This window comes from Cellulomonas sp. IC4_254, from assembly GCF_011603975.1.
GTDB lineage: Bacteria > Actinomycetota > Actinomycetes > Actinomycetales > Cellulomonadaceae > Cellulomonas.
Window position 1 is genome coordinate 1 of record NZ_JAANNB010000092.1, and the last position, 14,401, is coordinate 14,401.

Consider the following 14,401-nt stretch of genomic DNA (forward strand, 5'->3'; position numbering starts at 1 on the left):
CCGCCGGGGCGGGCTGGCCCGCGACCAGGCCGCGCAGGGACTCGACGGCGTCGTCGCCGGCGTCGGTCGCCGCGTCGGAGGCGGCGAGGTTGGCGGCCGTGACGGCCTCCAGCACCTCGGCGCGGTGCACGGCGACGGAGCGCGGGGCGTCGATCCCGAGGCGGACGCCGTCGCTGCGCACCTCGATCACGGTCACGACGATGTCGTCCCCGATCACGAGCCGCTCACCGACCCGTCTGCTCAGCACCAGCATGGCGCCGACCCTACCTTCCGCGCGCAAGCGGCCGGTGCACCGCCCACGCCGGGTGCGCCCACCGGCCACGGCGGGGCGGGGGGTCAGCCCCAGACGGTGCCCTCGGGGAGGTGCTCGCCCAGGGCCGCGGCCCACGCGAGCCGGGAGGCCGGGACGCCGTCGATCCACGCGACCGGCACGCCGAGGCCCAGGACCGTGCCGGGCTCGCTGGTGTCGAACAGCCCGCCCACGGCGAGCGCGTCGAGCGGCCGGCGGGCGCCGACGCCCGCGATCCACCGGGCGCAGTCCCGGGTCTTGCTGCGCGCGTCGACGACGCCCCACGCCTGGTCGGGCGCGAGGGCGGCGAGCAGCTCGGCGGCGGCGTCCTCGCGGGCGCGGCCCGGGCGGACGCCGAGCGCCACGACCGTCACGCCGTCGCCGCCGGACAGCTCGGCGCGCCACCGGGCGGCGGCCGCCGGCGTCGTCAGCCGGCGTCCGGCCGCGCCGGCACCCGCACCGGCACCGGCGGCCTCCGCGTCGCCGGCCGCCACCACCGGGCCCGAGCCCGACCGCAACGCCAGCAGCTCCGCGACCCGCGCGGCGTCCTCGGGCGGACCCGCGACGACCAGCACGGTCCCCGGGTCCCGCGGCGCGGGCGGCGCGGCGGGCACGGCCGCGAGCAGCCGCGCGAGCTCGACCGGACCGTCGCCGACCGCGGCGAGCAGCCGCGCGGGCACGCCGAGCTCGGCGAGCGCGTCGCGCGGCACCCCGCCCGGGGCGCCGGCGGGCACCCGCTCCACCGCGGGCGCCGGGGCGGGCGCGGGCAGCACGGGGACGACGGCGGGCTCGAACGCGCGCCCGGCGGCGTCGGGGCCCGCGGCGCGCGGGGCCGGGACGACCGCGTCCGCGGGCGGCGGCACCTCGAGGTGGTGGTCGGGCGCGACGGCCCCGGTCATCGCCCGCATCTGCTCCAGCACGGACGCGAACGCCTCCTCGCCGGTCGACACGCGCGGCGGCGCCTCCGGCACCGACCCGGGGCGGGCCGGCGCGAGCACGTCGGTGCCGGCCGGGCCGAAGCCGTCCGGCCCGGCGTCCGCGGCGTCGGCGGCCGCGAGCAGCGCGTCGATACCCCCGGCCCCGCCGGCCGCGGCGGGCGCGGGCAGCGGCACGCCGCGGCGCCGCAGCAGCCCGGTGGCCGGGGCGGCGGGCGCGTCCGGGACGTCGATGGTCAGCTCGTAGCGCTCGCGCGCGAAGAACCCGGCGAGCCCGCCGGTGCGCACCCGCTCGGCGCGCACGATGCGCGCCGTCGGCCCGAACTCGGCGCGGACGTGCACCATGAGCTCGGCCAGGTCGGCGCCCTCAAGCAGCAATCGCGTGGGCACCGCTCACCACCCCGACGGTCTCGATCCGCACGCCGCCGCCGGTGACCTCGGCGTAGGACAGCACGGGCAGCCGGTCGAGCGCGAGGATGACGACCTTGCGCAGCGCGGGCCGCAGCGCCGGGGCGCAGACCAGCACCACGGACCGGCCGGTGGCCTCGGCGTCGGCGACCTGGGCGCGCAGCCGCTCGAGCATCGCCTCCAGGCGGGTCGGGTCGGTGACGATCTGGGTGCCGGACTCGGACGGCCGCAGCGCCTCGACCAGCGCCTGCTCGAACACGGGGTCGAGCGTGAGCACCCGCAGCGCGCCGTCCTGGACGTACTGCGCGGACAGCGCCGGGCCGAGCGCGCCGCGCGCGGCCTCGACCAGGCCCTCGGGGTCGGTGCTGACCTTGGCGCGCAGCGTGAGCGCCTCGTAGATCCGGGACAGGTCGCGGATCGGGACCTCCTCGGCGAGCAGGCCCTGCAGCACGCGCTGCACCTCGCCGAGCGACAGCAGGCCGGGCACGAGCTCCTCGACCACGGACGGGTTGACCTGCTTGACGCCCTCGGTGAGCACCCGGACGTCCTCGCGGCCGAGCAGCCGCGGCGCGTTGCGGGTGATGATCGAGCCGAGGTGCGTGATCAGCACGGACACCCGGTCGACGACGGTGGCGCCGGCCATCTCGGCGGCGTGCCGCAGCTCGGCGGCGACCCACTTGCCCGGAAGGCCGAAGACCGGCTCGACGGTGGACTGCCCGGGCAGCGCGGCCAGGTCGTCGCCGAGGGCCAGGATGCGCCCGGGCGGCACCTCGCCGCGGCCGACCTCGACGCCGGCGATCCGCACGACGTAGGTGGACCGGGGCAGGTCGACCGAGTCGCGGGTGCGCACCGGCGGCACGACGATGCCGAGCTCCATCGCGATCTTGCGGCGCAGGCCGCGCACGCGGTGCAGCAGGTCCTGGTCCGGGCCGTTGCCGACCATGTCGACCAGGTCGGGCGCGAGCAGGATCTCCAGCGTGTGCACCCGCATCTGCTCGATGAGCGCCTCGGGGGTGTCGTTGCTCGTGGGGGCGGCGGTCGCGGTGGAGGCGGCGGCGAGCTCGGCCGCGGCGGCCTCCTTGGCCTGCGAGGCCTTGATCCGCTGGGCCACGACCAGCAGCCCGGCCCCGACGAGGACGAACGGCAGCTTCGGCATGCCGGGCAGCAGGGCCAGGGCGAGCGCGCCGCAGCCGGCGATGAGCAGGGCGGTGCGGGACTGGGACAGCTGCTTGGACGCCGCGGTGCCCATGTCGCCCTCGGCCGTGGCCCGGGTGACGACGATGCCGGTGGACACCGAGAGCAGCAGCGCGGGGATCTGGGTGACCAGGCCGTCGCCGATGGTCAGCAGGCTGAACCGCTCCAGCGACTCGGTGACCGACAGGCCCATCTGGACCATGCCGATGACGAACCCGCCGATGAGGTTGATCAGCGTGATGATGATGCCGGCGATGGCGTCGCCCTTGACGAACTTCGAGCCACCGTCCATCGCGCCGTAGAAGTCGGCCTCGGCGGCGACGTCCGCGCGGCGCTGCCGGGCGGTGTCCTCGTCGATCAGGCCGGAGTTCAGGTCGGCGTCGATCGCCATCTGCTTGCCGGGCATCGCGTCGAGGGTGAACCGCGCCCCGACCTCGGCCACGCGGCCGGCGCCGTTGGTGATGACGACGAACTGGATGACGACCAGGATCAGGAAGATCACCAGGCCGATGACCAGCGACCCGCCGACCACGAAGTGCCCGAACGCGTCGATCACGGCCCCGGCGTAGCCGTCGCGCAGCACCAGGCGGGTGGACGCGACGTTGAGCCCGAGCCGGAACAGCGTGAACACCAGGATCAGCGACGGGAACACGCTGAAGTCCAGCGGCCGCTGCACGTACATGCTCGTGAGCAGGATGACGAGCGCGGCCGTGATGTTCACGGCGATCAGCACGTCGAGCAGCGCCGCGGGCAGCGGCACCACCAGGAGCAGCACGATGCCCACGACGCCCACCGGGACGGCGAGCTGGGAGATCTGCCGGTTCTTCATCGGAGGTCCTCGTCAGTGGTGTGCGGTACTGCTCTGGTCATCGGCAGGCGGCGGGCGATCATGCGACCTTCTCCTGGCGGGCTCGCCGCCGGGCGGCGGCCACGGTGGTCGGTGCGTCGTCCGGGGCGACCGAGCCGCCCGGCATGGTGTGCTTCCCCATCGCCGCGCCGCGCCGCTTCAGCTGCATGACGAACGCGAGCACGCGGGCGACGGCGGTGAACAGGTAGGCGGGGATCTCCTGGTCCACGGCGCACGCGGCGTGCAGGGACCGGGCGAGCGGGATGTCCTCGACCATCGGCACCCGGTGCTCGGTGGCCTGCTCGCGGATCTTGGCGGCGACGGCGCCCGCGCCCTTGGCGACGAGCCGCGGGGCGCCGGTGCCGGCGACGTACTTCAGCGCGACGGCGACGTGCGTCGGGTTGACGATCACCACGTCCGCGTCGGCGACCGCGGCCATCATCCGGTTCCGGCTCATGGCCATCTGCTTGGACCGGATGTGGCCCTTGACGTGCGGGTCGCCCTCGGTGCGCTTGCTCTCCTCCTTGATCTCCTGCTTCGACATGCGCGTCTGCTTGCGGTTGCGGCGCATCACGACGAGCAGGTCGATCGCGGCGAGCAGCACGCCGGCCCCGATGCCCCAGATGATCAGCTGCTTCACGCCGGCGCCCGCGACGCCGAGCATGTGCTCCAGCGGGATGCGGCCGGTGCCCATGAGCTGCGGGACGAGGGCCTGCACGGCGGTGTAGAGGACGAGGCCGACGACCGCGGTCTTGAGCAGCGTCTTGGCGCCCTCCCACCAGGCGTTCGCGCCGAACAACCGCTTGACCCCGGACACCGGGTTGAACTGCTTGACGTTCGGCTTGAACTTCTTCACGTGCACGCCGCCCTGGGCGACCGCGACGGCGATGATGACGCCGGCGACGACGGCCAGCAGCGGGCCGAGCGTCCCGACGACCGACCAGAGGCCGTCGCCGAGCAGGTCCACCACCGTGCCGGCGTCCGGCGCGGCGATCGCCTCGCGGACCGCCGCGAGCTGGTCGCGCGCGGCGTCGGCGGCGCGGGACGCGGTGCTGGGCAGCATGACCGCGGCGGCCGCCAGGCCGACCCACGCGGTGAGGTCCTGGGACCGGGAGAGCTTCCCGTCCCGGTGGACCTCCTTCATCCGCTGGGCTGTGGCCTTCTCGGTCTTCTCCCCGGCGTCCCCTCCCCCGGCCATCAGGCGACCCCGAGGACGGCCTCGACGGCCCGGCGTGCGAGGTCGTCCACCACGCCCGGCAGGGCCAGGTACGCGAAGCCGGCGAACGTCACGGTCATCAAGATCTTCAGCGGGAAGCCCATCGCGAACGCGTTCAGGGCGGGCGACACCCGGGTCAGCAGGCCGAGGCCCACGTCGGTGAGGAACAGCACGACCAGCAGCGGGCCGGCGATCTGCAGCGCCGCGAGGAACATGTCGGACAGCCCGGTGGTGACCACCTGGGCCATCGCCGCGAGGTCGAGCCCGGCGCCGGGCGGAACGGCGTCGAACGACCGGGCCAGGCCGCCGATGAGCAGCTGGTAGGCGCCGGACACGAACAGCAGGACCAGGCAGGTCATGTTGTAGAGCCGGGCGAACTGCGCGCCGGACGTCATGTTCTGCGGGTCGAACGCCTGCGCGAGCTGGAAGCCGCCGAACAGGTCGATGAGGTTGCCCGCGGCCTGCACGGCCGAGAACACCAGCGACACCAGGAAGCCCAGGGCGGCGCCGACGACGGCCTCCAGCACCAGGTCGCCGAGGAACTCCCCCGTCGACGCGGTCGCGACCAGGTCGAGGCGGGGCAGCACGGCGATCGCCAGGCCGACCGACAGCATCGCCTTGACGGCGCCCGGGATCCCGCGGTGCGCGAACGGCGGCGCGATCATCAGGAACGCGGCGAACCGGACGCCCGCGAGCATCGCGGTCTGCACGGCGGCCAGGGAGAGGGTGACGTCCATCGTCCGGTCAGCCCCCGAGCAGCGCCGGGATGCGCTCGAACAGCTGGTGCGTGAAGGTCACGAGCTCCGCGATCATCCAGTGCCCGCAGACCAGCAGCGCCACGGCGGCGGCGATGGCCTTCGGCACGAAGGACAGCGTCACCTCCTGGATCTGGGTGACCGACTGCACCAGGGAGACGGCGAACCCGACGACCAGCGCGGTGACGAGCACCGGGGCGGACAGCTTCGCGGCGATGATCAGGGCGTCCAGCCCGATGTCGAGGACGGCCGAGGTGTCCATCAGCCACCCCCGCCCGACGCGGCGCCGACCAGGGCGGTGACGATCAGGCCCCACCCGTCGACCAGCACGAACAGCAGCAGCTTGAACGGCAGGGAGACCATGACGGGCGGCAGCATCATCATGCCCATGCTCATCAGGACCGAGGACACGACCAGGTCGATGACCAGGAACGGGATGAAGATGACGAACCCGATGATGAACGCCGACCGCAGCTCCGAGAGCATGAACGCGGGGATGAGCGTGAGCATCGGGACCGAGGCCGGGTCCTCCGGGTTCGGCTGGTCGGCCGCCCGGGTGATGAGGGCCAGGTCCGCCTCGCGGGTGTGGCCGAGCATGTACTCGCGCAGCGGGACCGAGCCGGCGTCCAGCGCCGTCTGGAAGTCCATGCTGCCGTCGAGGTAGGGCTGCACGGCGTCGGTGTTCACGTCGGACAGCACCGGGGCCATCACGAACAGGCTGAGGAACAGCGCGAGGCCGGCGATCACCTGGTTCGGCGGCACGGTCGTCAGGCCGAGCGCGTTCCGGGTGAGGGACAGCACCACGAAGATCTTGGTGAAGCCGGTCATCATCAGCAGCAGCGACGGCGCGACCGACAGCAGCGTGATGCCGATGAGCACGACGATCGAGCTGCTGGGGGTGCCGTTCACGCCGTTGATGGCGACGGACACCTCGCCGGTGCCGGGGTCGGCGGGGCCGGCCGGCGCGGCCGGACCCTCGGGCGGGACCGGCGCGGCGTGCGCCATGCCGGAGCCGAGCACGACCAGCGCGACGGCCAGGGCCAGGACGGCCAGCACGACGAGCGGCCAGCGGCGGCGGTCCGCGGCGTCGGCGGCCGCGAGGGCCTCGGCGCGGGCGCCGGACAGGACGAGGTCCACGTCGGCGGTCTCGGGCGCGGGGCGAGGGCTCATCGGCGCACCGTCCGCTCCCGCAGCACCGCGACGGCCTGCTTCCAGGTGGACGGCGCCAGCACGGAGCCGTGCAGCGCGCCGTGCGCGGCCGGGGCCTCCCCGGCGGGCGCGGTCAGGTGCTCGATGCGGGCGGCGTCGACGTCGGCGACCTCCAGCCCGACGAGCCCCGGCACGGGGGCCGCGGTGGCCTCGGCGAGGGCGTCCTCGAACGCGGGCGCCGCGACGGCCGGCGCCGGGACCGCGGGGGCCGCGGCGACCGGCGCGGCGGCCCGGGTGCGGCGCGGCGTCGGCAGCACGGCCGCGGCCAGCGCGCCGAGGGTCATCGGCGCGGGGGCGGCCTCGGCGGCGGCGTCCGCGTCGGCGGGCTCCTCCTCCGCGACCGCGTCGAGCTCGGTCAGCATGGTGACGCTCTGCTCGCCGTAGCCGAGCAGCATCCGGCGGTCGCCGACCGCGACGACCACGACGCCGGCGTGGCGGCCGAGCGCCTGGCGCCCGACCACCTCGACGGCCGGGCCCGCGGGCCGGCGACGGCCCTTGCCCCACCCGGCGCGGCGCGCGAGGACCCAGATCAGGCCGATCACGCACGCGAGCGCCAGGAGGACGCGCAGGCCCAGGACGAGGGTGTCCATCAGATGGTGCCGTCCTCGCGCGCGATCTCGGTGATCCGGATGCCGAACTCCTCGTCGATCACGACGACCTCGCCGCGGGCGATGAGCCGGCCGTTGACCATGACGTCGGCGGGGCTGCCGGCGGCGCGGTCGAGCTCCAGCACGGCGCCCGGGGTCAGCTCCAGGACCTGGCGGACCGGCAGCTTGGTGCGACCGAGCTCGGCGGTCAGCGTCATCTCGACGTCGTAGAGCACGTTGAGGCTGGCGCGCTGGGTCGGGACGCCCGGGACCGCGGCGGTGGGCTCGGTGCGCAGGCGCAGGCCGAACCAGGCCTGGACGCCCTCGTCGGTGCCGAGCGCGACGAGGTGCGCGTCCGCGGGCAGCGCCGTGGCGACCGGCTCGGTGCGGGCGGCCTCGAGCACGCCGGCGCCGAGCTCGGCGACCGCGGCCTCCAGGGCCGGGCGCAGGGCGGCGGCCAGGTCCAGCGGGCTGCCGTCGGGGGCGCCGGCGGCGAGCGCGTCGCGGACGGCCTCGTCGGCGACCAGCACCACGTCGGCGCTGTTCGGGCCGACGAACGACGCGACGACGGCGAGCGCGTCGGCGTCCGGGCGGGCGCCCGCGGGGGCCGGGGCCGGCACCAGCGGCGCGGCGGCCGGCAGCAGCCGGGCGGCGGCCGTGGCGGCGGCGAGCGCGACCGCGGCGTCGGTGGTCTCGGCGGTGGGGACGGCGTTCATCAGTGCTTCTCCTCGACGGTGACGACCATGCAGGCGAGGCGGGAACCGTTGTTCCCCGCGGCGGCTCGCGCGAGCACGACCCCGTCCACCACCACGTCGAGCGGCTGGGACGACGGGTGGGACAGGGGGACGACGTCGCCGACGGCCAGGCCGACGACGTCGCGGGGGCGGACGACGACCGGCGCGAACCGGACGGCGACCTCGACGGGCACGTCCTCGACGGCGGCCTCCAGGTCGAGCACCGCGAGCTCGTGGGCCCGCTGGTCCTCGACGGAGCGGCTGCCCGCGCCGTCGGCCTGCCGGACGGCGGCCAGCAGCACCTCGGCGGGGAACATCACGGTGGCGACGTCCTCGCGCTCGCCGACCCGCATGAGGAACGTGGCGACCAGCACCGCGTCGGAGGCCGGGACGGCCTGCACGAACTGCGGGTTGTACTGGACGGAGCGCAGCGTGACGTCGAGGGGCGTCAGCGAGGAGAAGGCGTACCCGAGGTCGCCCAGCGCCGCGCCCATCACGCCGCGCAGCAGCGTCAGCTCGATCTCGGTGAGCTCGCGGTCCTCGCGGGCGTCGCCCGTGCCGGGGCCGCCGAGCATGTAGTCGATCCAGACCATCGTGGCGCTGACCGGGACCTGCACGACGGCGGTCTGCCGGGTCTGCTCGATGGTGCACAGCATCATCGCCGTGGTGCCGGGCAGGCCGCGCACGTACTCGTCGTAGGTCTGCAGGCTCAGCCCGTCGAGCGTCACCTGGGCCATCGCGCGGAGGCGGGCGGTGAGCTGGTTGCCCCACTGGCGGGCGAACGTCTCGAACGCCATCTCGAGCACGCGGGCGTGCTCGCGCGCCATCGTCATGGGGCGGCGGAAGTCGTAGGGCTCGGGCACGTGCGTGCGCCGGCGGGAGCGCGCAGGGGCCTGACCCGTGGTGTGGACCGTCACGCCCACCCTGATCGGCGCGCAACCGGGTGATGTGAGAGGTCGCGGCCGGACTTTCTCCGCCCTCGGCCCGTCGTGGGCCGGCGTGCTGCGGAGCGATGTGGCGCCCTCCGTGGCGCCGTGCTTCACCGGATCGGGTGACGCCCCTGGTCAGGGGCCCCGGAGGTCCGGTCGGACGGGGCGCGCGTCGCCGCGCGCGCCGTCACTGGGTGACGTAGTTCGTCAGGAAGACGTCGTACACCTCCCCGTGGTACAGCTCGTCGAGCTGGTGCTTGAACTCCGCCTTCAGCTCCTCCCGCTTCGCGGGGTCGCTGACCTCGGACACGCTCCGGCCGGAGAACAGGGCGATCGCCGCGTCCACCGCGGGGCCGGTCTCCGGGTCGCCGTGGCCCGCGGCCTCGGCGGTGAACTGCAGCTCGAAGCCGAGCCGCAGGTAGTGGCCGTCGGCCAGGTTCAGGCTCACGGGCTCGACCGCGACGACCGCGCCCGGCTCGGGCTCGGGCTCCGCCGCCGGCTCGCCGCTGCCGCGGCCGAGCAGCAGGTACGCCGCCGCCCCCGCCGCCACCAGGACGACCGCCCCGATGATGAGGAGCAGCTTCTTCTTGCCGCCCTTCTTCTTCTCCGGCTCCGCGGCGGGCGCTGGAGCCGGTGTGCTCCCGCCGCCGATCTTCTGGCCACCGCCGATCTTCTGACCGCCGCCGACCACGCGCTGCTCGATGGGCATCGCCCCTACCCTCCCGTCGTGCTTCCGGCCGCCACCGCGGGCAGCAGGGCGCGCACCGCCTCGGGTGCCGCGCTGAGAATGACCATGTCGACCCGCCGGTTGGCGGTCATCGCGTCCTCACCGGTCCCCTGGACCAGGGGACGGGTGTCGCCGTAGCCCACCGCCTGGATGCGGGTGCCCGGCATGCCGTCGCGCTCCACCAGGTACCGGAGCACCTGGGTGGCGCGGTCGGACGAGAGCTCCCAGTTGGTCGCGTACCGCCCCGAGATCGGGATGGTGTTCGCGTGGCCCTCGACCGAGATCTGCTCCTGGAGGCCCACGAGCGTGGGCGCCGCCAGGTCCAGCACCTGCCCCGCGGTCGGGGTCAGCGTCGCCGACCCCTGCGCGAAGAACACGTCGTCCGCGACCAGCCCGAGCACCAGCCCGCGCTCGTCCACCCGGAACCGGACCTGGTCCTGCAGGCCCTGCGCGGTGAGCGCGGCCAGGATGTGCTCGCGCACCTCCTCGAGGTGCGCCGCCTCGGCCTGCGCCGCGGCGAGCACGCTCGTGTCCACCTGGGTCGGGTCCGCCGACGTCTGCGGCGCCGGGTCGGAGGCCTGCAGGCCGAGGCCCTCGTCGGCGTCCACGATCCCGGAGGTGCCCGCGTCCGGCTGGTCCTCGGTGATGGCCAGGCCGTCCATCGTGCCGTCCGTGCCGTCGAGGACCGACTGGTTCACCGACCCGTCGCCGAAGCCGGCCGCCAGCGACGCCTTGAGGGCGACGTACTTCTCCTGGTCGACCTGGCTGATGGCGAACAGGACGATGAACAGCGCCATGAGCACGGTGATCATGTCCGAGTAGGACACGAGCCAGCGCTCGTGGTTGACGTGCTCCTCCTCGTGCCCCCCGCGCCGGCCCCGACCGCGGCCGCCGTGGCCGGAGCTCACGCGGCTTCCTTGGCGGCGGGGGTGTCGGGCAGCAGGCTGCGCAGCCGCTCGCCGACGAGGCGCGGGTTGGCGCCGGCCTGGACGGCCAGCAGGCCCTCCAGCGTCACCTCCATCTGCGCGCACTCCAGGTCGGAGAACCGCTTGATCCGCGCACCGAGCGGCAGCCAGACCACGTTGGCGGACAGGATGCCCCAGAGGGTGGCGACGAACGCCGCGGCGATCGAGTGGCCCAGCGACGCCGGGTCCGACAGGTTCTCGAGCACGTGCACGAGCGAGATGACCGTGCCGATGATGCCGATGGTCGGCGCGTAGCCGCCCATGTCGGCGAAGTACTTGGACCAGACCTTCTCGCGCGACCGCTTGGTGGCGATCTTGTCCTCGAGGATCATCCGGAGGTCGTCGGGGTCGGTGCCGTCGATCGCCGCCTGGAGCCCGCCGCGCAGGAACTCGTCGTCGATGTCCTTGGCCGCGTCCTCCAGGGCCAGCAGGCCCTCGCGACGGGCGCGGTCGGCCAGGTCGACGAGCGTGTCCACGGTCGACGTCGGGTCCGGCACCTTGTTCATCAGGGCGCGCGGCACGGCCTTGAACGACTCGATGACGTCCTTGACCGTGTGGCCGGCGATGCCGACGCCGATCGTGCCGACCCACACCAGCAGCAGCGGCGCGGGCAGGAAGATGGACATCGGGTCGGCGCCCTCCATGAGGAGGGCACCGAAGATCGCACCGAAGGCGACGACCAGCCCGATGAAGCCGGCGGGATCCATGTCAGCGGCTCCTCGGTCGCAGGGGAACGGGGTCGGCGAGGGGCGCGTCGCCGTCGTCCTCGGCGGGGCCCGGCTCGCCGCCTGCGGCGGTGTCGCGGACCAGCTCGACCGTGGGCGCCGGCGCGGCCTGGATCTCCTGGGCACGGGCCAGGAGCTGGGCGCGGTGCTCGTTGACCCGCGCGATGACCTCGGCCATCGACTCGCGGACGATGTACTTCGTCCCGTCGATGAGGGTCAGGATGGTGTCGGGCGCGCTGTCGACGCGCTGGAGCAGGTCGGGGTTGACCCCGAACTGGGCCCCGTTGAGGCGCGTCACGATGATCACAGCGAAGTCCCGTCCCTGGTGGTGCGTGTGCGGCTCGCGCCGCCGCGGCCCGTCCGTGTGCCGCTCCCCCTGCCCATCGGACGCGGGGGCCCGTCGCTGAGGGGTTTGCGGCTGTCAGCGGGTGGTTTCCGGGGCCGATGCGGCCCATGATGGAGGCACCTGTAGCCGACCCGGGCCCGTTCCCGTTGCAGGTGAAGGTCGCGCGGGGATGGGCGATGCCCCGCCGTCGGTCAGTTCGGTGCGTCCCGCCCGGTTCGGTGCCTGTGAGCACCGAACCAGGCGGGGACCACCGAAGCGGCGCCGGGGTCAGCGCTTGAGGTTCACGAGCTCCTGCAGCACCTCGTCGGAGGTGGTGATCACGCGGGAGTTCGCCTGGAAGCCGCGCTGGGCGATGATCAGCTGCGTGAACTCCGTGGACAGGTCCACGTTGCTCATCTCGAGCGTGCCGGAGGACATGGTGCCCCGGCCGCCGGTGCCCGCCGAGCCGATCTGCGGGTCGCCCGAGTTCACCGTGGTGGTGAACAGCGAGCCGCCCGCCTTCGACAGGCCGGAGGGGTTGGTGAACGACGCCATCGCGATCTTGCCCAGCGCCTGCTTCAGGCCGTTGCTGAACGAGCCGGTGATGGTGCCGTCCGAGCCCAGCGTGAAGGACTCGAGGATGCCGGCGGCGTAGCCGTCCTGCTTGTCGGCCGCGATGGTGTCGACGCCCGCCATGCTGGTGATCTTCGTCAGGTCGACGGTCACGCCGCCCATCGTGAACGTGGTGTCGGCGAACGTCGGGTTGCCCGCCGCGTCGAAGGTGAGCGCCACGGAGCCGGTCGCCGGGTACGAGGCGGTGCCGTCGGTGGCGGTCATGGTCCAGCCGGTGGCGCCCTTGACGAACTCCAGCTCGACCTCGCGGGCGTTGCCCAGCGCGTCGTACGCCTTGACCGAGACGGTCTTGGTCTTGCCGGTCTCGGCGTCGGCCTGCAGGTTGCCGGAGAACGGCGTCGTGGTGGTGGCCTTGGCCGGCATGACCGTGCCCACGCCGACCTTGATGTCGCCGACCGCGCGCGAGGTGTCGATGACGCCGGTGGCGTCCGCGGCCCAGCCCTGGACCATCGCGCCGTCGCCCGGCAGCACCATCTGGCCGGTGGAGTCGAAGTCGAACGACCCGGCCCGCGTGTAGTACTGCTGCGTGCCCTGGCGGACGACGAAGAAGCCGTCGCCGGAGATCATCATGTCGGTGCTGCGGCCGGTGAGCTGCGAGGCGCCCTGCGTGAAGTTGGTGGTGATGCCGGCGACCTGGACGCCCAGGCCGACCTGCGCCGGGTTCTGGCCGCCGACGCCGTCCTGCGGGCCCGAGGCCGCGTTGAGCATCTGGCTCAGGGTGTCCTGGAACTGGATCTGGGACGCCTTGAAGCCGGTGGTGTTGACGTTGGCGATGTTGTTGCCGGTGACGTCGAGCATCGTCTGGTGGCTGCGCAGACCGCTGATGCCGGAGAAGAGGGAGCGGAGCATGGTGGTTCCCTTCGGGTGGGGTGGGCCGGACCGCGGTCAGGCGGTGGTCGTGGAGTCGGTGGGGGCGGTCGCGTCGTCGTCGTCCGCGGCGGGCGGGGTGCTGCCGGCCGGGCTTACGCTCGCGACGGAGTCGAGCGGGATCTGGTCCTTGCCGACGGTCAGGACCGGGACGCTGGCGGAGTAGTCGACACCGGAGACGACGCCGGTCTGGGTCTTGCCGTCGGCGTCCTTCCAGGTGACCTGCTGGCCGACGAGGTCGGCGGCGGCCATGCGCATCTGGAGCCCGAACTGCTCGCGGGACGACGCCTGGATCTCCGAGAGGGACTCCATCATCGACAGCTGCGTGGTCTGCGCCATCATGTCGCTGGTGTCCATCGGGCTGCTCGGGTCCTGGTTGGACAGCTGGGCGACCAGGAGCTTGAGGAACGTGTCCTTGTCGAGCGTCTTGCTCGGGGTGCTGGTGGTCGCCGCGGTCGCGTCGGCGGTCGAGCCACCGATGTACGAGACGGGGATGGCGGTCACGGGGGGTCCCTCCGGTCAGACGAGCAGGTCGAGGCCGCCGGCGTGGGCCGACGGACGGGCGGGTGCGGGGGCGGCGGCCGCGCCGGTGCCGGCGCGGGAGCCGTCCGGGCGGCCGGGCTCGCGGCGGCCGGCGGCGTCCGCGCCGGCACGGTTGCCGGGGCCGGAGCCCGCGCCGTCGGTGCCCAGCCGGACGTCCGAGGACAGGCCGGTGGCGGCGAGGTCGCGACGCAGGTCTGGCAGCGACTGCTTGAGCGCGTCCCGGGCGGCGTCGGTCGCGCCGACCAGCTCGACGCGCACGGCCTCGGCGGAGATGTGGGCGACGACCTTGACCGGGCCGAAGTGCTCCGGGTCGACGTGCAGCGTGAGGACGTGCTGGCCGGTGCCCGCCGAGCGGAGCGCGGGCAGCTGCTCGCCGAGCCTCGTGGCCAGCTGGTCGGACAGCGGGGCCGGCGTCGCGGCCGCGGCGGCGGCCCGGTGCTGGACCGTGCCGACCTGCAGCGCGGCCGGGGCGGCCGCGGGCGCGGTCGGCGCCGGCGCGGGGGCCGCGTCGCC

General features: G+C 74.4%; 17 protein-coding genes. All 17 read right to left on the bottom strand.

The window, feature by feature from the left end:
* The coding region (csrA, locus tag G6556_RS10595) for a carbon storage regulator CsrA (protein WP_166941108.1) at positions 1–253 on the bottom strand (253 nt) is incomplete at its 3' end.
* An 83-nt stretch (positions 254–336) separates the two neighbouring features.
* The gene (locus G6556_RS10600) at positions 337–1,614 is read right to left on the bottom strand and encodes a hypothetical protein (protein WP_166941110.1); all 1,278 of its coding nucleotides are present in this window, start codon (positions 1,612–1,614) and stop codon (positions 337–339) included.
* Complete coding sequence (gene flhA / locus G6556_RS10605; protein ID WP_166941112.1) at positions 1,592–3,655, bottom strand: flagellar biosynthesis protein FlhA; 2,064 nt, start codon at positions 3,653–3,655, stop codon at positions 1,592–1,594. The genes G6556_RS10600 and flhA overlap by 23 nt, the downstream gene beginning before the upstream one ends.
* A 58-nt stretch (positions 3,656–3,713) precedes the next feature.
* Positions 3,714–4,871, bottom strand: coding sequence for an EscU/YscU/HrcU family type III secretion system export apparatus switch protein (locus G6556_RS10610; RefSeq protein ID WP_166941114.1), 1,158 nt, complete (start codon positions 4,869–4,871; stop codon positions 3,714–3,716).
* The gene (locus G6556_RS10615; RefSeq protein WP_166941116.1) at positions 4,871–5,626 is read right to left on the bottom strand and encodes a flagellar biosynthetic protein FliR; all 756 of its coding nucleotides are present in this window, start codon (positions 5,624–5,626) and stop codon (positions 4,871–4,873) included. The genes G6556_RS10610 and G6556_RS10615 overlap by 1 nt, the downstream gene beginning before the upstream one ends.
* A gap of 7 nt (positions 5,627–5,633) precedes the next feature.
* Positions 5,634–5,906: a flagellar biosynthesis protein FliQ gene (gene fliQ, locus G6556_RS10620; RefSeq protein WP_154730868.1), complete on the bottom strand. Its 273-nt coding sequence runs from the start codon at positions 5,904–5,906 to the stop codon at positions 5,634–5,636.
* On the bottom strand, positions 5,906–6,649 hold the full coding sequence (gene fliP / locus G6556_RS10625; RefSeq protein WP_205693307.1) for a flagellar type III secretion system pore protein FliP: 744 nt from the start codon (positions 6,647–6,649) through the stop codon (positions 5,906–5,908). Before fliP ends, fliQ begins: the two co-directional genes overlap by 1 nt.
* A gap of 161 nt (positions 6,650–6,810) precedes the next feature.
* Positions 6,811–7,443, bottom strand: coding sequence for a flagellar biosynthetic protein FliO (gene fliO, locus G6556_RS10630; protein WP_166941120.1), 633 nt, complete (start codon positions 7,441–7,443; stop codon positions 6,811–6,813).
* Positions 7,443–8,156, bottom strand: coding sequence for a flagellar motor switch protein FliN (gene fliN, locus G6556_RS10635; RefSeq protein WP_166941122.1), 714 nt, complete (start codon positions 8,154–8,156; stop codon positions 7,443–7,445). Before fliN ends, fliO begins: the two co-directional genes overlap by 1 nt.
* Complete coding sequence (locus G6556_RS10640) at positions 8,156–9,091, bottom strand: FliM/FliN family flagellar motor switch protein (RefSeq protein WP_166941124.1); 936 nt, start codon at positions 9,089–9,091, stop codon at positions 8,156–8,158. The genes fliN and G6556_RS10640 overlap by 1 nt, the downstream gene beginning before the upstream one ends.
* Before the next feature lie 199 nt (positions 9,092–9,290).
* Positions 9,291–9,812: a flagellar basal body-associated FliL family protein gene (locus tag G6556_RS10645; RefSeq protein ID WP_166941126.1), complete on the bottom strand. Its 522-nt coding sequence runs from the start codon at positions 9,810–9,812 to the stop codon at positions 9,291–9,293.
* Positions 9,813–9,817: 5 nt separating this feature from the next.
* On the bottom strand, positions 9,818–10,738 hold the full coding sequence (locus G6556_RS10650; protein ID WP_166941128.1) for a flagellar motor protein MotB: 921 nt from the start codon (positions 10,736–10,738) through the stop codon (positions 9,818–9,820).
* A complete protein-coding gene (locus tag G6556_RS10655) occupies positions 10,735–11,502 on the bottom strand; it encodes a motility protein A (RefSeq protein ID WP_154730949.1) in 768 nt (255 codons plus the stop codon). Before G6556_RS10655 ends, G6556_RS10650 begins: the two co-directional genes overlap by 4 nt.
* Before the next feature lies 1 nt (position 11,503).
* A complete protein-coding gene (locus tag G6556_RS10660) occupies positions 11,504–11,827 on the bottom strand; it encodes a flagellar FlbD family protein (RefSeq protein WP_166941130.1) in 324 nt (107 codons plus the stop codon).
* A gap of 306 nt (positions 11,828–12,133) precedes the next feature.
* Positions 12,134–13,327 carry a flagellar hook protein FlgE gene (locus G6556_RS10665; protein ID WP_166941132.1) on the bottom strand — a complete coding sequence of 398 codons (1,194 nt, stop codon included), beginning with the start codon at positions 13,325–13,327 and terminating at the stop codon, positions 12,134–12,136.
* 36 nt (positions 13,328–13,363) lie between these two features.
* Positions 13,364–13,849 (bottom strand): flagellar hook capping FlgD N-terminal domain-containing protein, encoded by a 486-nt coding sequence (locus G6556_RS10670; RefSeq protein WP_166941134.1) that lies wholly within the window; start codon positions 13,847–13,849, stop codon positions 13,364–13,366.
* A 15-nt stretch (positions 13,850–13,864) separates the two neighbouring features.
* Positions 13,865–14,401, bottom strand: a 537-nt coding sequence (locus G6556_RS10675) for a flagellar hook-length control protein FliK (protein ID WP_166941136.1), incomplete at its 5' end; no start/stop codon positions are given.